This is a genomic window from Streptomyces albiflavescens, from assembly GCF_014645835.1.
GTDB classification, from domain to species: domain Bacteria; phylum Actinomycetota; class Actinomycetes; order Streptomycetales; family Streptomycetaceae; genus Streptomyces; species Streptomyces albiflavescens.
Genome location: NZ_BMMM01000033.1, coordinates 14,408 through 36,080 on the forward strand (window position 1 = coordinate 14,408; position 21,673 = coordinate 36,080).

Below are 21,673 nucleotides of genomic sequence, written 5' to 3' on the forward strand. Positions count from 1 at the left end.
CGGAGCCTCCAAGTCGGGAGCAGGCAGGCGCGGCGGGGGCGGCGGGGGCGAAACACCCTCCTCACGCAGCCCGCTCCAACGCCTCCCCATCGATGCGAAACGCCAACTCGCGCCCCGCCACGAGCCGTTCGGCCTCCCCCACCACCGTCAGACCCAGCCGAGCGACCTCATTCCCCTGCGACCCCGCAAGATGCGGGGTGATGAACGCGTTCGGCAGGTCGTAGAGCGGCGAGTCGACGGGCAACGGCTCAGGTTCGGTCACATCGAGAATCGCGCTGATCCGCCCGCTCCGCAGCTCATCGACAAGGGCGTCCTGGTCGACGAGCGCACCCCGCGAGGTGTTGATGAGGACGGATCCTGATGGCATCAGCGCGAGTTCACGCCGGCCAATCATCCGCCGGGTCTCGGGCGTCTGGGGCGCGTGGAGGGTGACGATGTCACTCCCGCCGAGCAGGTCGTCGAGCGGCAGCAGGGTGACACCGAGCGCGGCGGCCCCGGCCTCGTCGACATACGGGTCGGCAAGGCTCACCCTCAGATCGAAGGGCCGCAGCAGCTCGATGAGCCGTCGCCCGACGCGTGACGCTCCGACGATGCCGACACGGCGCCCGAAGTTGCCGATGCCGGGGACGATCTCCCCGTAAGGGAAGGCCCGTTCGACACGCAGGCGCTCCCGGTACGCGAAGAGGTCCTTGCCGGCGAGCAGGATCATGGCGAGCGTGTACTCGGCGACAGGCAGCGCGTTCGCCCCGGCCGCCGACGACACGACGAGCCCGCGCTCCCACACCTCGGGCGTCGCGAGGCTCTTGACGGAGCCGGCGGCATGCAGCACCGCGCGCAGCTTCGGCGCCGCGTCCAGGACGGCGCCGTCGAGCGCGGGACAGCCCCAGCCGGTGATCAGGATCTCGGTCTCGGCGAGGACATCGCGGACCCGAGGATCGGTGAAGTTCACCGCCACCAGAGCGGGATCGATGTCGACCGACTCGCGCAGCCGGGCCAGTGCCTCCGGAGGGAAGATCTGCGGCACGTTCTCGGCGGTCATGGCGAACATCGCCAGTGGACGCTCGGGCAAAGAGGTGACCTTCCGGCTCGGTTCCTTCGGCGACAGCAAACGCTCTCTACCGTAGGTGTCGCCGCGTGAGAGGGTCAATGGACGGGCCGGTGGGGTGGGCCTTCCGGCGCGGTACCGTCCCCCGGTGGCCGTCGAAAACCGGCCGCGGACGGCGACTTCCCGGGGAGGGACGACAGGGATGACCAAGACCCTGACCAACTGGGCCGGCAACATCACGTACACGGCCAAGGAACTGCACCGGCCCCACTCGCTCGACGCGCTCCGAGCGCTGGTCGCGGAGAGCGCCCGGGTGCGGGTGCTGGGCAGCGGCCACTCCTTCAACGAGATCGCCGAGCCGGGCGCCGACGGCATGCTGCTCTCGCTGACCGGTCTGCCACCCGCCGTGGACGTCGACACGACGGCCCGTACGGTACGGGTCTCAGGCGGCGTCCGGTACGCCGAACTCGCCCGCCGGGTGCACGAGCACGGGTTCGCGCTGCACAACATGGCGTCCCTCCCGCACATCTCCGTGGCCGGCTCGGTGGCGACCGGTACGCATGGCTCGGGGGTGAAGAACGGCTCGCTGGCCTCCGCCGTACGCGAGGTCGAGCTCGTCACGGCGGACGGCTCGATGGTGACGATCGGGCGCGGCGACGAGCGCTTCGACGGAGCCGTGACGTCGCTGGGCGCGCTCGGTGTCGTCACCGCGCTCACTCTGGACCTGGAGCCGGACTTCGAGGTGAGCCAGCATGTCTTCACCGAACTCCCCCTGGCGGGACTGGACTTCGAGACGGTCGCGGCGGCGGCGTACAGCGTGAGTCTGTTCACCGACTGGGGGCGGCCGGGCTTTCGTCACGTGTGGCTCAAGCGGCGCACCGACCAACCGCTCACGGACTTCCCGTGGGCCGCGCCGGCGACCGAGGCGATGCACCCGGTGCCGGGGATGCCCGCGCGCAACTGCACCGAACAGTTCGGCGTTCCGGGCCCCTGGCACGAGCGACTCCCCCATTTCCGGGCCGAGTTCACGCCCAGCAGCGGGGCCGAGCTCCAATCCGAGTATCTGCTGCCGCGCTCGGACGCCCTGGCCGCGCTGCGGGCCCTCGACGAGATCCGTGGAACCATCGCGCCGGTGCTGCAGATCTGTGAGGTGCGGACCGTGGCCGCCGACCGCCAGTGGCTGAGCCCGGCGTACGGGCGGGATACGGTTGCCCTGCACTTCACATGGGTCGAGGACACCGAGGCCGTACTGCCGGTGGTGCGGCGGGTCGAGGAGGCACTGGAGCCGTTCGATCCCCGGCCGCACTGGGGCAAGGTGTTCACGGTGCCGCCTGCGGTGCTGCGCGGCCGGTATCCGCGGCTTGGCGAGTTCAGGACACTGGTGGAATCGCTCGACCCGGCGGGCACGTTCACCAACGCCTTCGCGAGGGACTTTCTCCACCCCCTTTCCTAACCCCTTGTCGAAATTCCCTCACAGGCCATAGCCTTTTCCGGCGCCGGGGCCGAGCGGTCCCGGCATGACCTGGAGGGGCCGGGGGAGTGCAATGAGGCGCGGCACATCACGCGACATCCGCACCGCGAACCGCTACGAGGTGCTGCGCCAGATCATCGCCGAATCGCCCACCTCCCGGCAGGAGTTGGCGGCAGCGACCGGGCTCAGTCTGGCCACGGTCGCCACGCTCGTCGGTGAGCTGCTCGACCTGAGGATGCTGACCGAGGTCGGCTTCGAGGACTCCGCGGGTGGCCGCCCGCGGGGCCTCGTCGCCGTCAACGCGTCGGGAGGCGCGTTGATCGGCGTCGACATCGCGGAGACCTATGTACGCGTCGAGCTGTTCGACCTGGCGCTGAACGTGCTGGCCCGCGCCGACGAGGACATGCGCCCCGGCGAGAGCCGACCGGAGCAGGTCGTCGGGCATGTCGCGGCGGCCGTCGGTTCGGTGGTCGCGCAGGCCGGTGTCGAAGGTGCGCGCGTCCTCGGCGTAGGCGTCAGTGTGCCCGGCCAGGTGGACCGCGAGGGCGGGATCTGCGAGTACGCCCCGAACTGGGACTGGCACCAAGTGCCGCTGCTCGACCTGCTCGCCGAGCACATCGCCTACCCCCTCTACCTCGACAATCCGCTGCGCGCCTGTGCGGTCGCCGAGCTCTGGTTCGGCGCGGCCCGCGGACGCGGGGACGCCGTGGTCGTCAATCTCGGCACGGGAGTCGGCGCCGGGCTCGCCCTCGGCGGGGGTCTGCACCGCGGGGTCAGCAACAGCGCCGGCGAGTGGGGCCACACGACGCTGGTGCTGGACGGGCGGCTGTGCCACTGCGGCAATCACGGCTGCGTGGAGACGTATGTGGGCGCGCCCGGAATCATGTTGAATCTGCGGGAGTTGAGCCCCCGCAGCGTGCTGTTGCACCCCGAGGATCAGACCGCCACGATCAACGCGCTCGCCCAGGGCGTCGCCGCGCAGGATCCGGTGGCACTCAAAGTCGTCCGGGACACCGCCCGTTACCTCGGTGCCGGGATCTCCGACCTGGTGAACCTTCTCAACCCCGAGGTGGTCGTGCTCAGCAGCTGGGTCGCGGCCGCGCTCGGCGAACCGCTGCTGAACGAGGTCCGCGAGGCCGTCGCCCGGCACGCGCTGAAGCGGCCGTTCACGGCCACCGAGATCGTCCTCTCCCCCATCCCGACCGATCCGGTCTGCCTCGGAGCCGCGACGTTCGCCCTGGAAGGGGCACTCCAGTCGGTCGGCCAGCGGCCCGCGAAGCGCAACGCCGCTTCCAAGCAGTAACGCATCAAGAGGAGTTGAGCGGTGCGGAACCGCTGACGCGGCGAGCCAGGGCTCCGTCACGTCCGGTATCCCGAACACCACGCAACGCTTCGAACAGACTTCGTCCAACCCCTTGCCGAAGGCTTAGCCGAAGGTTAACGTCCCGCACCGCACAGCGAATTCGAGCCGCAGCCGTACTCGAGACAAGGACGTCACCATGTCGGCAATGAGCAGCAACTGGGACCGTCGATCAGTACTCCGGGCCGCCGCCGGCCTCTCCGCCGCCGGCGCGCTGGCCGCGTGCGGCAGCAACAACGGGCGTTCCGGCGGCGGAAGTTCGGGCAAGAGCCTGGTGCAGTACTTCCACGCCTACGGCGAGGCGGGCACGGAGCAGGCCATCAAGAAGTACGCGAAGGCCTACGACAAGGCCGCCGTGACCACGCAGTGGATCACCGGCTCCGACTTCGAGAGCAAGCTGTTCGCGACGCTGCTCACCAAGAACGCGCCCGACCTCTTCGAGTTCCACCCGCAGATCCAACTCGTCAAGAGCGGCCAGGTGGCGGACCTGACGGACATCATCGACCCGGTCAAGGACGACTTCAATCCGGCCGACATCACGTCGCACACGGTCGACGGGAAGATATACGGCGTCCGGATGATCGACGACCCGCAGTTCTTCTTCTACCGCCCCTCGCTGCTGGAGAAGGCCGGAGTCAAGGTGCCGACCACGCTCGACGAGCTGATCGAAGCGGCGGCCAAGCTCACCACGGGCAAGGTCAAGGGCCTGTTCCTCGGCAACGACCTGCACGCCGTCATCAACCCGATGATCTGGTCGGCCGGCGCCGACACCCTCGACGAGAAGAACCAGATCGCCTACCACACGGACGGCGTCATCGAGGGCATCAAGAAGATGCGCAAGCTGTTCACCAGCGGCGACCTGCTCCTCGACGCCCCCGCGGACTACTGGGACCCCTCCGCGCTCAACCAGGGGCTGTGTGCCATGCAGTTCTGCGGCATGTGGGCGATGCCGCAGTTCCAGCAGACGCTCGGCGACGACATCGGGGTCTTCCCCTTCCCGAAGGTCACGGACGCCGGAAAGCCCTCGGTCTACAACGGCGGCTGGTCGATGTTCGTCAACGCCAAGGGCAAGAACGTCGACCTGGCCAAGGAGTACGTGAAGTGGCTGTGGATCGATCAGAAGAAGTACCAGGAGGACTGGGCCACCTCGTACGGCTTCCACATCCCGCCCCGCACCTCCATCGCCCAGTCCGCCACCAAGCTGAAGTCGGGTCTGCCCGCCGAGGGCGTCAAGCTCTTCAACGAGTACGGCCACTTCGACAACATCGGTTGGACCCAGGCCATGATCACCGCCCTTGAGGACGTCTTCGCCGACTCCGTCCGCAAGGGCGGGGACCCGGGGGCCGCTCTCGACAAGGCCGACAAGACGGTCGACCGCGAGCTCAAGAAGCTCTTCGGATAGACCGCCGGACGGACCGAGACATGTCGACGACCACGACACGCGACCTCGCGCGCCCCGCCCCGGCCAAAGCCTCCAAGGCCCGGCCGCGGCGGGGTCTGCGGGGCAGCAGCACCTTCAACTTCTGGCTCTTCACCAGCCCGTTCCTCATCGGCCTGGTGATCTTCGTCTACGTCCCCATCGGCTGGAGCATCTGGCTCAGCTTCTTCGAGGCGCGCTTCACCGTCACACCGGACAAGTTCGTCGGGTTCGACAACTACCGGTTCATGCTGGACAACAATGACTTCGTCGGATCCCTCGGCACCTTCACCGTCTTCGCCGCGTTCATCGTGCCGACGACGTGGGCCCTTTCACTGGGCCTGGCGATGCTGGTGAACCGGCTGCGCTTCCTGCGCGCCTTCTTCCGCTCGGTCTTCTTCCTGCCGACCGCGTGCAGCTATGTCGCCGCCTCGCTGATCTGGAAGATGTCCCTCTTCAACGGCGTCCGCTTCGGCCTGGCGAACACCGTCCTCGGCTGGTTCGGCGTGGAGAACATCGCCTGGCTCGCCAACCCCGACCCGCCGTGGTACTGGCTGGTCATCCTCACCGCGCGCCTGTGGCTGCAGTCCGGCTTCTACATGATCCTGTTCCTGGCCGCGTTGCAGAACATCCCTCAGGAGCTCTACGAGGCCGCCGCGATCGATGGCGCCAAGCCGGGCTGGCAGACCTTCCGCCACATCACGCTCCCCCAGTTGAGGGCGACCTCGACGGCCGTGATCCTGCTGCTGCTCGTGGCCGCCTACCAGGCCTTCGACGAGTTCTTCAACCTCCTGTCGAAGACCACCTGGGGCCGCCCGCCGCTCGTCGAGCTGTACTACACCGCCCTGGGCCAGAACCAGGACTACGGCGCGGGCAGCGCGGGCGCGGTCATGCTGACCCTGCTGATCGTCGTCGTGACGCTGTTCCAGGGCAGGATCATGGGCTTCGGAAGGGGTGACGAGTCCAAGTGACCACGACCGTACCCGAGGTGAGCAAGACCGGGACGTCTCCCACGGGGCCGCGCCGCTCCAGGCGCGGCGGCGTGATGAGCTCCACCGGCCTGTACATCGGCACCGGTATCGCCGGCGTCCTCTTCCTGATCCCCTTCTATCTGCTGGTCCGCAACGCCCTCTCCACCGACCCCGACATCACCGGAGAGAACTGGAAGTTCTTCCCCACGAACATCCAGTGGGGCAACATCACCGAGCCGTTCCGCGACACGACGGTCGACTTCGGCCAGTCGATGGTGAACTCGCTGGTCGTCGGCACCCTGCACACCGTCGGCACCCTGCTGGTGTGCTCGCTGGCCGGCTACGGCCTGGCCCGCATCCCCTACAGACACGCCAACAAGATCTTCTACGCCGTCCTGTTCACCCTGATGGTGCCGGCCGCCGTCACCTTCGTCCCGAGCTTCGTGCTGGTCTCCTCCCTCGGCTGGGTGGACAGCTACCGAGGTCTCATCATTCCGGGCCTCTTCAGTGGTTTCACCTGCTTCCTCTTCCGGCAGTACTTCCTGGGGTTCCCGAGGGAGCTGGAGGAGGCGGCACGCGTGGACGGGCTCGGCTACTGGGGCGCGTACTGGCGAGTCGTCGTACCCAACTCACTGAACTTCTTCGCCGCGATCGCGACGATCACGTTCATCAACGGCTGGAACGCCTTCCTGTGGCCGCTGGTCATCGGCCAGGACCCGAGCGCGTGGACCGTACAGGTCGCGCTCTCCTCGTACATGACCAACCAGACCGTCAACTACCACCTGATCTTCATGGCGACCGCCATTTCCATCCTGCCCCTGTTGTTCGTGTTCCTCTTCCTCCAGCGCTGGCTGGTGCAGGGGATCGCGCAGACCGGCATCAAGGGCTGAGCTAGGAGACCGATGTCTTTCCGCACCACCACTTCCATCGATTACGTCGAGAACGTCTCGCCCGGCAGCGGCGCGCTGCCGCCGCGGGCCTGGTATGCGTCCTCAGACAGCACGTCGTTGTCCTTGAACGGCAATTGGTGCTTTCGGCTGTCGGCCACGGCCGACGCCGAGGACGACTCGTTCGCCGAGGAGGGCTACGACGCCGGGGACTGGGCGGAAGTCTCGGTTCCCGGGCACTGGGTGCTCCAGGGCCACGGTGCGCCGATCTACACCAACCACCTCTACCCGTTCCCGGTCGACCCGCCGCGCGTGCCGACCGAGAACCCGACCGGAGATCATCTGCGGTTCTTCGACCTGCCGTCCGACTGGCCCTCGGACGGCGGTGTCGTCCTGCGCTTCGACGGGGTCGAGTCGTGCGCCCGCGTCTGGCTCAACGGCACGGACATCGGCGAGTTCAAGGGCTCCCGGCTGCCGCACGAGTTCGCGGTCGGGCACCTGCTCAAGCCGAGCGGCAACGTGCTCGCCGTCCGTGTCCACCAGTGGTCGGCGGGCTCGTACCTGGAGGACCAGGACCAGTGGTGGCTGCCGGGCATCTTCCGTGACGTGACGCTGCTGCACCGCCCGGCGGGCGGCGTCCTCGACTTCTTCGTGCACGCGTCGTACGACCACGTCACCGGTGAGGGCACCCTGCGCGTCGACTCCGACGTCGACGGCCGAGTGACCCTGCCGGCCCTGGACATCGATGTCGCCACCGGCGAGACGGCAACCGTCGCGGTCCGGCCGTGGACGGCCGAAGTCCCCCATCTGTACGACGGTGTGCTGGCCACGGAGGGCGAACGCGTGCCGCTCCGTATCGGCTTCCGCACGGTCGAGCTGGCCGACGGCCTGATCAAGGTCAATGGCAAGGCGGTCCTCTTCAAGGGCGTCAACCGTCACGAGTGGCATCCGGAGAAGGGCCGCGCCCTCGACCTGGAGACCATGCGCGAGGACGTGCTGCTGATGAAGCGGCACAACATCAACGCGGTCCGCACCTCCCACTACCCGCCGCATCCGGCCTTTCTGGACCTGTGCGACGAGTACGGCCTGTGGGTCATCGACGAGTGCGACCTGGAGACCCATGGCTTCACCGAACAGGCCTGGCGCGACAACCCCGTCGACAACGAGCGCTGGACCCCTGCGCTGCTCGACCGCGCCGCCCGTATGGTCGAGCGCGACAAGAACCACCCGTCCGTCGTCATCTGGTCTCTCGGCAACGAGGCCGGCACCGGGCGCGGGCTCACCGCCATGGCCGAGTGGATCCGCGGCCGGGACGGTTCACGGCTGATCCACTACGAGGGTGACATCAACTGCCGTGACACGGACATGTATGCGCGGATGTACGCGGACCACGCCGAGGTCGAGCGGATCGGCCGCGGTCTGGACGGCGGCTCACTGAAGCGGCGTCACCTTCCTTTCATTCTCTGCGAGTACGGGCACGCCATGGGCAACGGCCCCGGCGGCATCGCCGACTACCAGCGCCTCTTCGAGTCCTACGACCGTATCCAGGGCGGTTTCATCTGGGAGTGGATCGACCACGGCATCAAGGACGAACGGTACGGATTCGCGTACGGCGGCGACTTCGGCGAGGAGCTGCACGACGGGAACTTCGTCTGCGACGGGCTGCTCTTCCCGGACCGGACGCCGTCGCCGGGGCTCGTCGAGTACAAGAAGGTGATCGAACCGGTTCGCATGGCCGGTGAGGGCGCGGACGGGACTGTGCGCGTGACGAACGCGTACGACTTCGCGGATCTCTCGGCGCTCGCCTTCGAGTGGTCGTACCAGGTCGACGGCGAGACGGTCGAGACGGGCGCGCTGACGGTGCCCGCGCTCGGCCCTGGTGAGTCGGCCGAGGTGAAGCTGCCGACACCGCCCGCCGACGCGCACGGGGCCGAGACACAGTGGACGGTACGGGCGGTGCTCGCCGCCGGGACGGCGTGGGCGCCGCAGGGCCACGAGGTCGCCTGGACCCAAATCCCGGTCGATGAACGGCCCTTGGCCCGCATGGTCCAGTCCGACGGGCCCGTGCTCGGCGGACGGCGCATCACCCTCGGCCCGGCCTCCTTCGACGCCCGCACGGGTGCGCTGAACACGATCGGCGGGGTCGACGTCACCGGTCCGCGCCTGGACGTGTGGCGGGCGCCGACCGACAACGACAACGGTGCGCACTGGCAGCCGGACGAGCGCTACGGCCTGCTCTGGCGCAAGCTGGGCCTGCACCGGATGCGACACCGGCTGAACGCGGTGGAGTTGGGCGACGACGCCCTGACCGTACGCACCCGGGTGGCGCCCGCCGCCTGGGAGGTGGGCCTGCGCACGGTGTACCGGTGGACGTCCGACGGGACGCGGCTGCGGCTGACGGTGTCCGTGGCGCCCGAGGGCGACTGGACGCTGCCGTTGCCACGGCTCGGGATCCGCCTGGGGCTCTCGGGCTCGGCGGACCGGGTGAAGTGGTTCGGAGGTGGCCCCGGTGAGGGGTATCCGGACACCAAGTCCGCGTCCAGAGTGGCGCGCTGGGACTCGACGGTCGACGCGTTGCAGACGCCGTATGTGCGTCCGCAGGAGAACGGCGCCCGTGCCGATGTCCGCTGGGCGGAGATCGGTGGTCTGCGCGTCGAGGGTGATCCGTCCTTCTGGTTCACCGCACGTCGCTGGACGACCGAGCAGCTCGACGCCGCCGAGCATCTGACGGACCTGGCGCCCGGCGACACGGTCTGGGTCAACCTCGACCACGGGCAGCAGGGCATCGGCTCGCAGTCGTGCGGTCCCGGCGCGCTGCCGCAGTACCAACTGCGGGCCGCTCCCGCGGAGTTCTCCTTCGTCTTCTCGGAGATCCATGGCTGACACTCTCACGCGGACTGCGGCCGGCCGGCTCTTCAGCCGTCCGGCCGCGGTCGCGTCCTGCGTCGCGTTCGTCCTCATCGGCATGCTTCAGGCGCTCTACGGTCCCGCGGTGCCGGGCCTGCGCGAGGAGTTCGGCCTGTCTCCTTCCGCAGCCGGGCTCGGCCTGAGTCTGCACTTCACGGGAGGGGTCGCGGGCGTCCTGGCCTTCAACGCGATCCACTCCAGGATCAGCAACAGAGCGCTGCTGGCGGCGAGTTACGCGCTGATGGCGGTGGGTGGCGCGGGCTTCGCCTGGGCGCCGAACTGGCCCTCGGCCCTCGCCGCCGCCTTCCTCGGCGGCCTCGGCTTCGGCGGTATCGACTACGGCCTCAATCAGCTCTTCGCGGTCGGCTTCGGCGACCGTTCGACGGCGATGCTGAACGTGCTGAACGCGCACTTCGGCATCGGTGCGGTGCTCGGTCCCGCGCTCATCGCGTGGGTGGGTCCCGATGACTACGGGTACGCCTTCGGGGCGTGTGCCGTGCTGGCGGCGGCACTGATCCTGTGCACGGGCGGGGTGCGCAGCGAGGCGCCCGCCACGTCCGAGGCAGCCGAGAAACCCGCCGCCGGCGGCCTGCTCTCCCGCGTGCTGATGGGCTTCCTCGCCCTGTACATCCTGAATGTCGCCGTCGAGGCGGGCATCGGCGGCTGGGAGCCCACCCACCTGGAGACCGTCGGCTACAGCGCCACGGTCGCCGCCTCCGCCACCTCGGTGTACTGGCTGATGATGACGGCGGGCCGTTTCCTCGTCGTCCCGATCACGCTCCGGTACGCGCCCGAGCGCATCCTCGCGGTCTGCGCGGCCGGGATGACGGCGTGCCTGCTGCTGGCGCTGATACCGGATGTGGCGCCGGTGGCGTACGCCGGTGTGGGCCTGTTCATCGCACCGGTGTTCCCGACCGGTCTGCCCTGGCTGAACCAGGCACTGCCGGGGGCCAAGCGGGCGGGTGCCTGGGTGATCGCCGCGTCGATGATCGGCGGAGTGGCGGCGCCACCGCTCCTCGGCGTGGGCATCGAGGCGTCCGGGATTCACGCGGTGCCCTGGCTGTTGACCGTGTTGTCAGGCGCGTCGCTGCTGGCGACGGTCTGGCTGATGCGGCTGACGCAACTGACGCGGCTGACGGGGGAGCGTGCGGCATGAAGGGCGTGAACCGAGTCAACAGCTCTGCCACCGTGAACGGGCGCAGCAGCTCCGCCGGTGTGAACGGCAGCATCCAGGTCCGCGGCCTCTCCCGCACCTTTCACACCACCGTCCGTCGCCCCGGATTCACGGGCGCCCTCAAGTCTCTCGTCAGCCCGGAGCGAGTCGCCAAGCAAGCCGTCTCCGACGTCACCTTCGACGTGGCCCCCGGAGAATTGCTCGCCCTGCTCGGGCCGAACGGCGCGGGCAAGTCCACCACCATCAAGATGCTCACCGGCATCCTCACTCCGACGGCCGGCGAGGCGCGCGTCGCGGGCGTGGTCCCGTACGAAGAGCGCGAGCGCAACGCACGCAACATCGGCGCGGTGTTCGGGCAGCGCACACAGCTGTGGTGGGACCTGCCGGTGCGCGAGTCCTTCGCGATCCTGCGCGACATCTACGAGGTACCGGCGGCTGAACACCGCGCCCGGCTCGGCGAGTTCGACGAGCTGCTGGACCTCTCCTCCTTCTGGGACACCCGCGTACGGCACCTCTCCCTGGGCCAGCGGGTGCGCTGCGACCTGGCCGCGGCGCTCCTGCACGATCCGCCGGTGGTGTTCCTCGACGAGCCCACCATCGGCATGGACGTGGTGGTCAAGGAGCAGGTGCGTGGCTTCCTCAAGCATCAGGTGGAGGAGCGCGGCCGGACGGTGCTGCTGACCACGCACGACATGACGGAGGTCGGGCGCCTCGCCGAGCGCGTCGTCCTGATCAACCACGGGCGGCTCATCCTCGACGGCACGCTCGACGAGATCCGCCGCACGTTCGGCTCGACCTGGCAGGTGCGGGCCACGCTCGCGGACCCGCACACCCCGGTCGAACCGCTGCCGGGTATCGCGCTGCTGCGACGCGAGGGCCCGCAGATGGTGTTCGGGCCGGACGGGGAGGAGGCCCCGACCGTCCACCAGGCGCTGAAGCGGATCATCGAGCGGTACGAGGTGTCCGATGTCGCCCTGGACGAGGCCGACTTGGAGGACGTGATGCGGGCGGCGTACGTCCAGGCGGGGGCAGTATGAGCGTCAGTGCCCCGCGCGGCTGGCGGGCCGCCCGGGTCACCCCGCTCGGCGAGCTGCACACCCCTCCCCGGATGACCGCCGCGCTGCTCCGGCTCACCGTGCAGGTGGTGCTGGTGGCCTCGTTGTGGCGCGGCCTGTACGCGGCGACCGGCACCACCGCCGGACTCACCCGGGACCAGGCCGTCACGTATGCCGTGCTCGCTGTACTGGCTACCCGCATAAGGGAGTTGGACCAGTACTCGGGCCGGGACACCGTGCAGCAGCACATGCACTTCGGCACCATCGTGTACTGGTATCTGCGTCCGCTGCCCCCGCAGCGCTACTACGCGCTGCGCGCGCTCGGCGAGCAAGTCTACGGACTGGCCTGGGCGTCGGCCGGATACCTGATCTGCCTGGCCGCCGGGGTCGTCGATCCACCCACGTCCGCTGCCGTGGCAGGGGTGTTCGCGCTGAGTGTGCTGCTCGGCCAATGGGTCCAGTACTACGTCATGCTCGTCATCGACCAGCTGTGCTTCTGGACGCTCCGCAACGGTGCCGCGATCATGATCCTGATCTTCGCGCAGAACCTGCTGTCCGGGGTGTACGCGCCGCTGTGGTTCTTCCCCGACTGGTTCATCACGCTCAGCCGTCTTCTGCCGTTCCAGGCGACGCTCAGTGTGCCGTTGTCGCTGTACGTGGGCCGGATCCCGGTGTCCGACGCGGCCCCCGAACTCGCCCTGCAGGCCGCCTGGGTGGTGGCGCTCGCCCTGTTCACCCGGCTGCTGTGGCGGCGCGCCGCCCGGCGCGTGATCTCACAAGGAGGCTGATACCTGTGAAAGCCGTCCGGATCGCGTGGCGCATCACCCGGCTCAACTTCCGTGCGCAGCTGGAGTACCGCTCCGAGTTCCTGATGATGATCGCGATCGGCGCGGTCTGGCAGGTGTCGGTGATCGTGTTCGCGACGGTCCTGCTGACCCGGTTCACCGGGATGGGCGGCTGGGACAGCTCGGACGTCCTGCTGATTCCGGCGACGCGCATGGTGGCGCACGGCCTGTTCGTCCTGTTCCTGGGTCGGCTGCACGGTCTCGGCCGGATCATCCAGGAAGGAAGGATCGACGTCTACCTGATCCGGCCCCTGCCGGTCCACCGCCAGGTCCAGCTGGAGTTCTTCCCCACCAACGCGATCGGCGACCTGACGGTGGCGGCGGGCCTGATGGCGGGCGCGCTGAGCCGCAGCGACCTGGACTGGACGACGGGGCGCACCACGTACCTGATCGTCGCCGTCCTCGGCGGCATGCTCCTGGAAGCCGCCCTGTTCACGGTCGTGGCCTGCGCCTCGCTCCGCTTCCCGGCCGCCGACTACTGGGGCCGCTGGCTGGAGGAACTGCTCGGCACGTTCGGCAGCTATCCACTCAACGTGCTGCCGCGAGCGATCGGCGGTCTCCTCACCTACGGGCTGCCGCTCGCCTTCGTCGCGTATTTCCCGGCCGCCGTGCTGACCGGCCACGGGGGTCAGGCGGGAGTGCCGTACTGGCTGGCCGCGGCCTCCCCGCTGTGGGGAGCCGCCGCGTACCTGGCCGCCCGGCTGCTGTGGCGGTGGAGCCTTCGGCACTACACGGGAATCAACGGATGACCACCGCCGCGAGGCCCGCTTCACGCTGGTCGGCGCCGCGCTTTACGCAGTCGGCGCCGTGCTGTGCGCGGCGCCGCCGGCAGAGCGCGTGACGGACCGAGCGTGACGGACCGAGCGTGACGGACTGAAGTGACGGGTCGCGAGTGACAGACCGCGAGTGACGACGACGGGGCCCGGACCGGTGACCGGCCCGGGCCCCACTCGTCTCGCCCGTGTGCCCTACGGACAGCTGATCCGGGTGTCCCCCGTGTCCGTCGTGCAGGTGTCCGTGCCGAAGCCGCCGTTGGCGCTGTTGTTGCCGGGGGTCGGGTCGGTCTGGGTGGCGCTGACCGTGGCCCGGTCGGAGAGGGTGCCGGTGGCGCGGGGCTCGACGACGACCGTCAGGGTGGCGCGGGCGCCGGGGGCGAGGGTGCCCAGGGAGCAGCTCGCGCCGGTGCCGGTGGTGGTGCAGGTGCCCTGGCCGGACGTGGCCGAGACGACCGTCGCGGCGGGTCCGGTGACGGTGTCGGAGAGGGAGACGCCGGTGGCCTAGGTGGTGGTGCTGTTGTTGGTGACGGTCGCGGTGTACGTGGCCCGGTCGCCGATACTGACCGCGGCGGGGCCGGTCTTGGTGACCGACAGGTCCACGCCGACGGGCGGCGGCGGGGTGCCGATGCCCCCCAGGTAGCGGGCCAGGGCCCGGTGGTCACCACTGTTGCCGAACGCGAGGATCTTGCCGTCGGGCTGGAGGGCGAGCCTGTTCACGATGTCACAGGCGCCGAAGTCGGTGGTCGTCCTTCCGTTGGTGCCGAAGCCGGTGTCGAGGGTGCCGTCGGCGTTGTAGCGGGCCAGCGCGACGTCGTTGCCGGCGACTCCGGCGGCGACGATCCGGTCGTCGGGCTGGAGCATGAGGTCCTGCACCGCGGAGTTGGTGCCGAAGTCGGTGGTCACGACGCCGCCGGTGCCGAAGCCGCCGTCGAGGCTGCCGTCGACGTTGTAGCGCACCAGCGTGAAGCTGCCGCCGCTCGCTCCGGACGCGACGATCTTGCCGCTCGACTGCACGACCACGGTACGACCCCAGTTGTAGCCGCCGAGATCCGTGGTGACGAGGCCGTCGCCCCCGAAGGTGGTGTCGAGGCTGCCGTCGGCGTTGTAGCGGGCCAGCGCGAAGTCGAAGGAGGTGGAGCCCGAGTATCCGGCGAGGACGAACTTCCCGTTGGGCTGGACGGCCATGTCGAACGCCTGAGCACCGCCCACGCCCACGTCGGAGAACGGGAACGAGGTGATGACCTCGCCGTCGCCGCCCCCGAAGGTGGTGTCCGGGGTGCCGTCGCGGTCGTAGCGGACCGCCGTGAACGCGCCGCCGGCCCGGCCCGCCGCGAGGATCTTCCCGTCGGGTCCGGGCAGCACCGCGACCGCCCAGCCGTCCTCGGCGCCGCCGGCCAGTTCGGGGATGACGTGCCCGCCCTGCCCGAAGGTGGTGTCGACGCTGCCGTCCGCGTTGTAGCGGGCCACCGTGAACCAGCAGCAGCCGCCGTTCGCCTCCCCGAACCTCTCGGTGTCGCCGACGACGACGATCTTCCCGTCGGGCTGGATCGCCACGCCCTGCGCCACGTCCTGGCCGCCCTCGACATCGGTGACCACCTCCCCGTCGCCGCCACCGAAGGAGGTGTCGACGCTGCCGTCGGCGTTGTGCCGCATCACGGAGAAGTCGCTGTAGAGGGTGTCGGGATTCTGTCGGGCGCCGACCGTGACGATCTTGCCGTTGGCCTGGACGGCGAGGTCCTGGCCCTCCGCGGGAGAGCCACCGTCGATGGCGACCTTGCCGCCGCTGCCGAAGGAGGTGTCCAGGTCGCCGGGAGCGGCGAGGGCGCTGCTCGGCAGGGCCACGACGCCGGCGAGAGCGGCCGCGAAGGCGAGACCGACCCGGCTCATGAACGAGCGGGGACGGCGCGGATGTCGGGAAGTAAGCATGGACATGCGCCCAGCTTCCGGACGCCCGTTGACCCGACACGGCGGCTGGCCACGGGCTGGGCTCACTGGTCGTCAGAGTTCCACTCGCCGGGATGACGACAGCCGGTCTGTCGAAGGGGCTCAATCCGGCCGCGTGACGCGCCCCTGCCGCAGGTCGCGAGCCGTCTGTCCGTAGTGCGTCCGCAGGGCGCGGGCGAGGTGCCGGGGGTCGTGCATGCCCCAACGGGCGGCCACGGCCGCCGTCGTACGGCCGTCATGGGCGGGGTCGAGCAGGTCCCGGCGGACGCGTTCCAGGCGTTCGCGGCGCAGCCAGGCCGCGAAGGAGACTTCATCGCGGCTGAACAGGCGGTGCAGTTGGCGCGCCGAGATGCCGTGCGCGGCGGCGACCGAGTCGACGCACAGCGACGGGTCGGCGATGTTCGCCAGCGCATAGACACGGATGCGGTCCACCAGGTCCGTCTCCGTGTCCATCCGGCCGGGAGTCCCGTCCGTGAACGCGGCGAGGAGCAGGGACACCAGCGCGTCGCCCACGTGGGCCTGCGCGGGACCCGCCAGTTCGTCGAGGTGGCTGCCGAGGCCCTGCAGGAACGCGGAGAGCACCGCCTGCGCCCCCGTCTCGGCCGGCAGCCGCAGCGCCGCGTGGCGGGCGACGGTGTCGGCGTGGCGGCCCAGCTCGGTGCGCGAGATGCCGACGGCCATGACGTCGCAGCCGTCGGCGACCGCGAGCCGGTACGGCCGCGTCATGTCGAGAACCACGAAGTCCCCGCCGTGTGCCCGGGATTGACGCCCTCCCTGGTCCACCGCCGCGGGCGACGGCGACCGGTGCAGTGTCACCTTCAGCAGTTCGGGATCGGACGACGTGATCGCCCGGGAGGTACGCGCGACCAGGTGTCCGGAGCCCCGGATCCGCGCCACCGCCGCGCGCCCCACCGCCGCCGCGTCGATGTCGGCGCGGAACGCGTCCGCGCCCGGCGCCGTCACGGCGAGCGGTGCCAGGATCGTTGACGCGGCGGTCTGTAACTCGCCGATGCCTGCGTGGTGGATGTGTAAGGCACCACCGTTCATGGAGCCGCTCCCTGCCTCCGCGCGCCTGCCCGTTCCTTTGTCGGTATATCGATTGACGTAAGCGGGAGTTACCCGGTTCCGGGAGCCGATCGGGGAGAGGGTCCCGGCGTGAGAGGGAGACGGCGGCCCGGGCGGGAGTCGCCGGACGGCCGGGGCGTGCATAGGAGACGGACCGAGCGCCAGTCGGAGACGGACCGGGAGCGAATCGGAGACGGACCGGGCGCCACTCGGAGACGGTCCGGGCGCGAATCGGAGACGGACCGAGCGCCAGTCGGAGACGGACCGGGCGCGAATCGGAGACGAGACGGACCGGGCGTGCATCGGAGACGGACCGGGCGCGAATCGGAGACGGACCGGGCGCGATGTGGAGACTCGTCGGGCCGTCGCTTCCGTAGCGTGACTCATGGGGGAGCAACGTCGGCTGGAACCGTCACCACAGTTCCAGCCGACTGCCCTCGGCCGCCCGCTGCCCCCGGTCGTCCGCCCTCAGTGATCCGCGCAGCAGGGCGTGGGCTCCGGCACCTCGAACGGAACCAGCGTCCCGCCCGCGGCCGGCATCGTCGTCAGGACCAGTTGCCCCTCGCGCCACTCCGGGCGTACGTGGTCGCGCGTGACGATCCGCCGCTCCGGCTCGGGACCGTCGGGTGCGCCGAGTACGGCGACCCGGTCCACGGCGGAGCCGGCCAGCAGCCGGGCTACGGTCACCGTGCCGGTGAGGGCCTCGGCCCCGGGGTAGAGGACGGCGCGGCCACCCGTGCGCTCCGCGTGCTCGGCGGCGGCCCGGGCGGCTCCGGCAGCCAGGTCGGCGGGGCCGTGCCGCTCGGCGCCGAGGGCGACACCGAACTCCCGTTCCGCGAGCCGCCGAACGGCCGCGCGGGCGGCACGCTCCGACGGTACGGCGAAGGACAGCGCCGTGTGCGGGCGCCCCCCGTCCCGTACATGGTGCGTGCAGCCCCACACGTCCTCGGCCGCGCCGAGTTCGACAGCCAGCCCGCGCAGCAGGTGGTCGGCCTCCCGCAGGGCTCCCACGAGGCCGGTGTCGACTCCGACGACATACGCGTACCGCTCGGTCACGACGGCAGGACCCACACCGGGTTGGAGTAGAACCACAGGTCCTTCCACGGGTCCGCGTCGCCGACGACGTCCACGGCCGGGCCCGCCGGGTCGACCGCGGAGCCCATCAGGCCGACCGCGGATCGGTTGCCGTCGGTGCCGCGCAGGCGCACGTACACCGGGTGGTCGACCACACCGAGGTCGTAGGTGAGACGCACCGTGCCGGTGGACTTGTTCACCTCGTACGACCGGACGACCTTCGCGGTGGGAGCGGTGAACGTGTCCTGGTCCGCGACCGGGCCCGTCACATCGCCCTGGATGACGTCGACACGCGCCAGCTTCGGTACGAACCCGGCCCAGTTGGGGCTGCCCGCGAGTCCCAGGTCCACCGTCAGCGTGACCCGGGTGCCCTTCCTCACGTGCAGCGCGCCGCCGAGGGTGGCCCAGCGGCCACCGCCCGCCACCCGCACGTCGAGTCCGCTGATGAGCTGCCCGTGGTCGACCCATACGCGCCCGGCCCGGATGCCGTCCATCACGGCGGCGTACGAGAATCCGTCGGAGCCGACGTGCGTACGGCTGTACTGGCCGGGCCAGTAGTCGCCCTGTGTGAGGTCGACCTTGCCGCCGTAGACCGGGTCGGTGTGCTTGCCGTTGGCGGTGAAGTCGCTGTCCGGGCCGCCGCGTACGGCGGTGTCCGTGTACACCTGGTGGGAGTCGGAGTTGGCGGTGATCCACCAGGGCTTGCCCTCGGCGAGGAGGCTGTCCCACAGGCCGCCGACCGTGGCGGTCATCCAGTCGAAACCGCCCCAGGTGCGGTAGCTCTCCAGCGGGTACCCGGCGAAGGAGCCGGCGCTCGGGCTGTTGTCGTAGATGCCACGGGCCCGGCCCATGCCGAGCGGTGCGGCGATACCGGCGGCCTGGTGGCCCGGGGCGCCCTCGAAGCCGACGGCGATCTGACGGCCGGGCGCGGTCGCGTCGCGCCAGCCGCGGATCTCGTGCGGCGAGTCGACGCCGCGCCGCGCGGGGTGGTTGGCGAGCATCAGGGCGTCCTTGACCTTGCGCCGTTCGACCTGCTCCGCAAGGAAGTTGAGGCCCGCGACGGCGAGCGCCTCGTTGGCGGGCGTCGAGTCGGAGGCGCCCTTCACGCTGCCGTCGTAGTCGGTCTCGAACTGCTTGAGGACCGCGACCTCGTTCTTGCCGGGGTGAACGAAAACGGTGCCGTGCTCGGCGGCCGGGATGTTCCACTCCAGTCCCTGGAAGACGAGCGTGTCCCCGTACGCGTCGCGGGCTTCCTGGATGTCCGGGTTGACCTTCTCCACACCGATCTTGGCGTGCGTCTCGCTGCCGTGGTCGGTGATGACCATCCAGTCCAGACCGTTCCGGGCGCCCTGACGGACCTGGTCGCCGACGCGGTACTTGCCGTCGCTGCTGTACTGCGTGTGGATGTGGTGGTCACCGGCCAGCCACAGGAAGCCGTTCTTCCCCCGGCTGTCCGAGGAGGCGTACGCCGGGGTGGCGGCCCCCTGCGCGAGGACACTGCCGGCGGCCAGGCCCGCGCCGAGCAGACCGGCGCGGCGCAGCAGCGAGCGGCGCGACTGCTGGTCGGGGGTGAGCGCCTCGTCCGGCACGGAGGTGTCGAAGGCGGCGGGGAGTCGGCCGCCGCCCATCTCCTCGTGGTGGTGATGGTGGTGATGCCCGTGCTCGTGTCCGTGCGTGTGCCCCATGACCGCCTCCTGAGTCGCGCGCCGCCCCATGGACGCGTGTCACGAGGAGATTCGATGCGAAACATGAACTCTGGGCGGCCGACTCGTGATCACCGAACGACCTGGGCGGGGCAACTGGACCTGTACATACACGTGTTGATCATCCGGCCGCCCGTTGCGTCCGGACTTCCGCCCAGACGACCTTGTACGCCCCTCCCGTACGGGGCTCCACTCCCCACCGCTCCGCGAGCGCCGCGACGAGCAGCAGCCCACGTCCGCCCTCGTCGTCCGACGGCTCCTGAGGAACGGGCAGCCGGTCCGTCCGCCCGTCGGCCACCTCCACGCGTACGACGCCGTCGCGCAGCAGCAGCCGTACGCGGAAGCCACGCCCGCGCACCCGGCCGTGCCGCACGGCGTTCGCCGCGAGCTCGGCGACGACGAGGGTCACGTTCTCGCTCACCTCGCTGTCGTACGCGAACCCCCATACGTCCATCCGATTCGCGACGAGCCGCCGCGCGAGCCGTGCCCCTCGCGGGGTGCAGCTGTAGAGCTGGGTGAACGTACGTACGGTGACGGGGACTTGGGCTTGGGTGTCTCCTTGCATGCGGCAACGGTCCCGTGGGGCATGGGGGTCGACCAGCTCCGCCACTCGTACAAAGCGCGGTGTACGAGTTCACGGACTGGACAGTGTGTGTCACCGTGCGTGACCCTTGGTGACTCGGCGGGGTTGGCACCAAGAAGCTCGGGGGTTCCCGGCATGACCGACAGCACCATCAGCATCGACAACGCGACCGAGAACGAGCCGCCCGACACTTTGAAGGCGTTCGGAGCGGTGCACAAGGCTTTCCGCAAGCGGGCGGGTTACACGCAGGAGGAGTACGCGCCGCTCGTGCAGTACCAGCCGTCCACGGTCGCGTCGATCGAGCAGGGACGACGCTTCCCGCATCGCCGGTTCGTCGAGCGCGCGGAGGAGGTTCTGGACGCGTTCGGCGTGCTGAAGGGGGTCTACAAGCACGCGGGAAGGGAGAAGGGCCTGGCGTCCTGGTTCCGTCCATGGGCGGAATTGGAGGAGCAGGCGATCAGCCTCTACACATACGAGAACCGGCTGGTGCCGGGGCTGTTACAGACGGAGGGGTACGCGCGCAACCTCTTTCGCGAGCGGGTGCCGGTGCTCACGGACTCGCAGATCGAGGCCCAGATCGCGGCTCGCCTGGAGCGCCAGTCCCTCCTCAGGGAGCGGCCCAACACGGCGTTCAGCTTCATCGTCGAGGAGTACATCCTCAGGCGGGGCACCGGCGGCACGGACGTCACGCGCGGCTTGATCGACTCTGTCCTGGACGTCACCGAACTACGCAACGTGGAACTGCAGTTGTTGCCAAAGACGCTCCAAGCCCACGCCGGTCTCGATGGCCCCATCCGGCTACTGGAGACTCCGGAGAACGAGTGGTTCGGCTATAGCGAGGGGCAGCGCAGCGGCCAGTTCATCGCTGACCCGAAATCGATCAGTGTGCTCCACGCACGCTATGCGAAACTGCGCTCACAGGCTCTCACCCCGGAGGATTCCCGGAGCCTGCTGGAGCAGATGCGAGGAGCGCTATGAGCACCACGGAGCTGGACTGGTTCAAGAGCAGCTACAGCGGCAGCGACGGCGACGACTGCGTCGAAGTGGCCCTCGCCTGGCGCAAGTCGACGTACAGCAGCGGCAGCGACGGCGACTGCGTAGAGGTAGCCACCTGCCCCACCACCATCCACATCCGCGACTCCAAGAACACCCACGGCCCCCAACTCACCCTCTCCCCCACCACGTGGACGGAGTTCCTGGAGTTCGCCGCGCGTGGCTGACCCCATACGGCTCGCGTACCGGGAGTCGGGGAACCCCGAGGCCCCGCCCCTCGTGCTGCTGCACGGGCTGACCTCGGACGGCACCAGGTGGGACGAGGTGGCGGCCCACTTCGCCGGCAGCCTCCTCTCAGGGCCGTAAAACCTGTGCATATCAGGTTGTAGCCTAGAAACTCTAG

At 69.8% G+C, this 21,673-nt stretch carries 20 protein-coding genes; 14 read left to right on the forward strand and 6 right to left on the reverse strand.

Annotated elements, in window-relative coordinates:
• Nucleotides 1–61: 61 nt before the first annotated feature.
• The gene (locus tag IEY95_RS47075; protein WP_189192490.1) at nt 62–1,069 is read right to left on the reverse strand and encodes a hydroxyacid dehydrogenase; all 1,008 of its coding nucleotides are present in this window, start codon (nt 1,067–1,069) and stop codon (nt 62–64) included.
• Between the two features lie 178 nt (nt 1,070–1,247).
• Between IEY95_RS47075 and IEY95_RS47080 the strand changes: the two genes are divergently transcribed.
• The 11 genes from IEY95_RS47080 (at nt 1,248) to IEY95_RS51160 (ending at nt 14,413) form a co-directional block, all read left to right on the forward strand.
• Nucleotides 1,248–2,498, forward strand: coding sequence for an FAD-binding protein (locus IEY95_RS47080; RefSeq protein ID WP_189192491.1), 1,251 nt, complete (start codon nt 1,248–1,250; stop codon nt 2,496–2,498).
• 91 nt (nt 2,499–2,589) lie between these two features.
• On the forward strand, nt 2,590–3,819 hold the full coding sequence (locus IEY95_RS47085) for an ROK family transcriptional regulator (RefSeq protein ID WP_189192492.1): 1,230 nt from the start codon (nt 2,590–2,592) through the stop codon (nt 3,817–3,819).
• A gap of 196 nt (nt 3,820–4,015) precedes the next feature.
• The gene (locus tag IEY95_RS47090) at nt 4,016–5,278 is read left to right on the forward strand and encodes an ABC transporter substrate-binding protein (RefSeq protein ID WP_189192493.1); all 1,263 of its coding nucleotides are present in this window, start codon (nt 4,016–4,018) and stop codon (nt 5,276–5,278) included.
• A gap of 20 nt (nt 5,279–5,298) precedes the next feature.
• Nucleotides 5,299–6,264, forward strand: a complete 966-nt coding sequence (locus IEY95_RS47095) for a carbohydrate ABC transporter permease (protein ID WP_189192494.1) — start codon at nt 5,299–5,301, stop codon at nt 6,262–6,264.
• Nucleotides 6,261–7,154 (forward strand): carbohydrate ABC transporter permease, encoded by an 894-nt coding sequence (locus IEY95_RS47100; protein WP_229703841.1) that lies wholly within the window; start codon nt 6,261–6,263, stop codon nt 7,152–7,154. The genes IEY95_RS47095 and IEY95_RS47100 overlap by 4 nt, the downstream gene beginning before the upstream one ends.
• A gap of 12 nt (nt 7,155–7,166) precedes the next feature.
• Nucleotides 7,167–10,034, forward strand: a complete 2,868-nt coding sequence (locus IEY95_RS47105) for a glycoside hydrolase family 2 TIM barrel-domain containing protein (RefSeq protein ID WP_189192495.1) — start codon at nt 7,167–7,169, stop codon at nt 10,032–10,034.
• On the forward strand, nt 10,027–11,214 hold the full coding sequence (locus IEY95_RS47110) for an MFS transporter (protein ID WP_189192496.1): 1,188 nt from the start codon (nt 10,027–10,029) through the stop codon (nt 11,212–11,214). Before IEY95_RS47105 ends, IEY95_RS47110 begins: the two co-directional genes overlap by 8 nt.
• A 59-nt stretch (nt 11,215–11,273) precedes the next feature.
• Nucleotides 11,274–12,269: an ABC transporter ATP-binding protein gene (locus IEY95_RS47115; protein ID WP_189192543.1), complete on the forward strand. Its 996-nt coding sequence runs from the start codon at nt 11,274–11,276 to the stop codon at nt 12,267–12,269.
• Nucleotides 12,266–13,075, forward strand: a complete 810-nt coding sequence (locus IEY95_RS47120) for an ABC transporter permease (protein WP_189192497.1) — start codon at nt 12,266–12,268, stop codon at nt 13,073–13,075. Before IEY95_RS47115 ends, IEY95_RS47120 begins: the two co-directional genes overlap by 4 nt.
• 5 nt (nt 13,076–13,080) lie before the next feature.
• Nucleotides 13,081–13,881, forward strand: coding sequence for an ABC transporter permease (locus IEY95_RS47125; RefSeq protein ID WP_189192498.1), 801 nt, complete (start codon nt 13,081–13,083; stop codon nt 13,879–13,881).
• Nucleotides 13,882–14,038: 157 nt separating this feature from the next.
• Entirely contained in the window at nt 14,039–14,413 is a 375-nt protein-coding gene (locus IEY95_RS51160; protein ID WP_189192499.1) for a hypothetical protein, read from the forward strand.
• Here the strand turns inward: IEY95_RS51160 and IEY95_RS47135 are convergent.
• The 5 genes from IEY95_RS47135 to IEY95_RS47155 all read right to left on the reverse strand — a co-directional run bounded on the left by IEY95_RS47135 (nt 14,410) and on the right by IEY95_RS47155 (nt 20,259).
• Nucleotides 14,410–15,840 (reverse strand): NHL repeat-containing protein, encoded by a 1,431-nt coding sequence (locus tag IEY95_RS47135; RefSeq protein ID WP_189192500.1) that lies wholly within the window; start codon nt 15,838–15,840, stop codon nt 14,410–14,412. The two genes, IEY95_RS51160 and IEY95_RS47135, sit on opposite strands and share 4 nt — an antisense overlap.
• Nucleotides 15,841–15,954: 114 nt before the next feature.
• On the reverse strand, nt 15,955–16,899 hold the full coding sequence (locus IEY95_RS47140) for an AraC-like ligand-binding domain-containing protein (protein WP_189192501.1): 945 nt from the start codon (nt 16,897–16,899) through the stop codon (nt 15,955–15,957).
• A gap of 486 nt (nt 16,900–17,385) precedes the next feature.
• Nucleotides 17,386–17,973 carry a hypothetical protein gene (locus IEY95_RS47145; protein ID WP_189192502.1) on the reverse strand — a complete coding sequence of 196 codons (588 nt, stop codon included), beginning with the start codon at nt 17,971–17,973 and terminating at the stop codon, nt 17,386–17,388.
• The gene (locus IEY95_RS47150) at nt 17,970–19,676 is read right to left on the reverse strand and encodes a PHP domain-containing protein (RefSeq protein WP_189192503.1); all 1,707 of its coding nucleotides are present in this window, start codon (nt 19,674–19,676) and stop codon (nt 17,970–17,972) included. Before IEY95_RS47150 ends, IEY95_RS47145 begins: the two co-directional genes overlap by 4 nt.
• A gap of 139 nt (nt 19,677–19,815) precedes the next feature.
• A complete protein-coding gene (locus tag IEY95_RS47155; RefSeq protein WP_189192504.1) occupies nt 19,816–20,259 on the reverse strand; it encodes an ATP-binding protein in 444 nt (147 codons plus the stop codon).
• Between the two features lie 153 nt (nt 20,260–20,412).
• On the opposite strand from IEY95_RS47155, the gene IEY95_RS47160 reads away from it, so the two are divergent.
• The 3 genes from IEY95_RS47160 to IEY95_RS47170 are packed head-to-tail and all read left to right on the forward strand — an operon-like array spanning nt 20,413 to nt 21,636.
• Nucleotides 20,413–21,255 carry a helix-turn-helix domain-containing protein gene (locus IEY95_RS47160; RefSeq protein ID WP_189192505.1) on the forward strand — a complete coding sequence of 281 codons (843 nt, stop codon included), beginning with the start codon at nt 20,413–20,415 and terminating at the stop codon, nt 21,253–21,255.
• Nucleotides 21,252–21,497, forward strand: coding sequence for a DUF397 domain-containing protein (locus tag IEY95_RS47165; RefSeq protein WP_189192506.1), 246 nt, complete (start codon nt 21,252–21,254; stop codon nt 21,495–21,497). The genes IEY95_RS47160 and IEY95_RS47165 overlap by 4 nt, the downstream gene beginning before the upstream one ends.
• Nucleotides 21,490–21,636 carry an alpha/beta fold hydrolase gene (locus tag IEY95_RS47170; protein WP_189192507.1) on the forward strand — a complete coding sequence of 49 codons (147 nt, stop codon included), beginning with the start codon at nt 21,490–21,492 and terminating at the stop codon, nt 21,634–21,636. Before IEY95_RS47165 ends, IEY95_RS47170 begins: the two co-directional genes overlap by 8 nt.
• Nucleotides 21,637–21,673 lie beyond the last annotated feature (37 nt).

Coding starts and splice junctions, on each gene's coding strand:
- IEY95_RS47080 (WP_189192491.1), top strand. CDS start 1,248: ATGACCAAGACCCTGACCAACTGGGCCGGCAACATCACGTACACGGCC.
- IEY95_RS47090 (WP_189192493.1), top strand. CDS start 4,016: ATGTCGGCAATGAGCAGCAACTGGGACCGTCGATCAGTACTCCGGGCC.
- IEY95_RS47160 (WP_189192505.1), top strand. CDS start 20,413: ATGACCGACAGCACCATCAGCATCGACAACGCGACCGAGAACGAGCCG.
- IEY95_RS47120 (WP_189192497.1), top strand. CDS start 12,266: ATGAGCGTCAGTGCCCCGCGCGGCTGGCGGGCCGCCCGGGTCACCCCG.
- IEY95_RS47155 (WP_189192504.1), bottom strand. CDS start 20,259: ATGCAAGGAGACACCCAAGCCCAAGTCCCCGTCACCGTACGTACGTTC.
- IEY95_RS47150 (WP_189192503.1), bottom strand. CDS start 19,676: ATGGGGCACACGCACGGACACGAGCACGGGCATCACCACCATCACCAC.
- IEY95_RS47085 (WP_189192492.1), top strand. CDS start 2,590: ATGAGGCGCGGCACATCACGCGACATCCGCACCGCGAACCGCTACGAG.
- IEY95_RS47110 (WP_189192496.1), top strand. CDS start 10,027: ATGGCTGACACTCTCACGCGGACTGCGGCCGGCCGGCTCTTCAGCCGT.
- IEY95_RS47165 (WP_189192506.1), top strand. CDS start 21,252: ATGAGCACCACGGAGCTGGACTGGTTCAAGAGCAGCTACAGCGGCAGC.
- IEY95_RS47095 (WP_189192494.1), top strand. CDS start 5,299: ATGTCGACGACCACGACACGCGACCTCGCGCGCCCCGCCCCGGCCAAA.
- IEY95_RS47140 (WP_189192501.1), bottom strand. CDS start 16,899: ATGAACGGTGGTGCCTTACACATCCACCACGCAGGCATCGGCGAGTTA.
- IEY95_RS47105 (WP_189192495.1), top strand. CDS start 7,167: ATGTCTTTCCGCACCACCACTTCCATCGATTACGTCGAGAACGTCTCG.
- IEY95_RS47135 (WP_189192500.1), bottom strand. CDS start 15,840: ATGTCCATGCTTACTTCCCGACATCCGCGCCGTCCCCGCTCGTTCATG.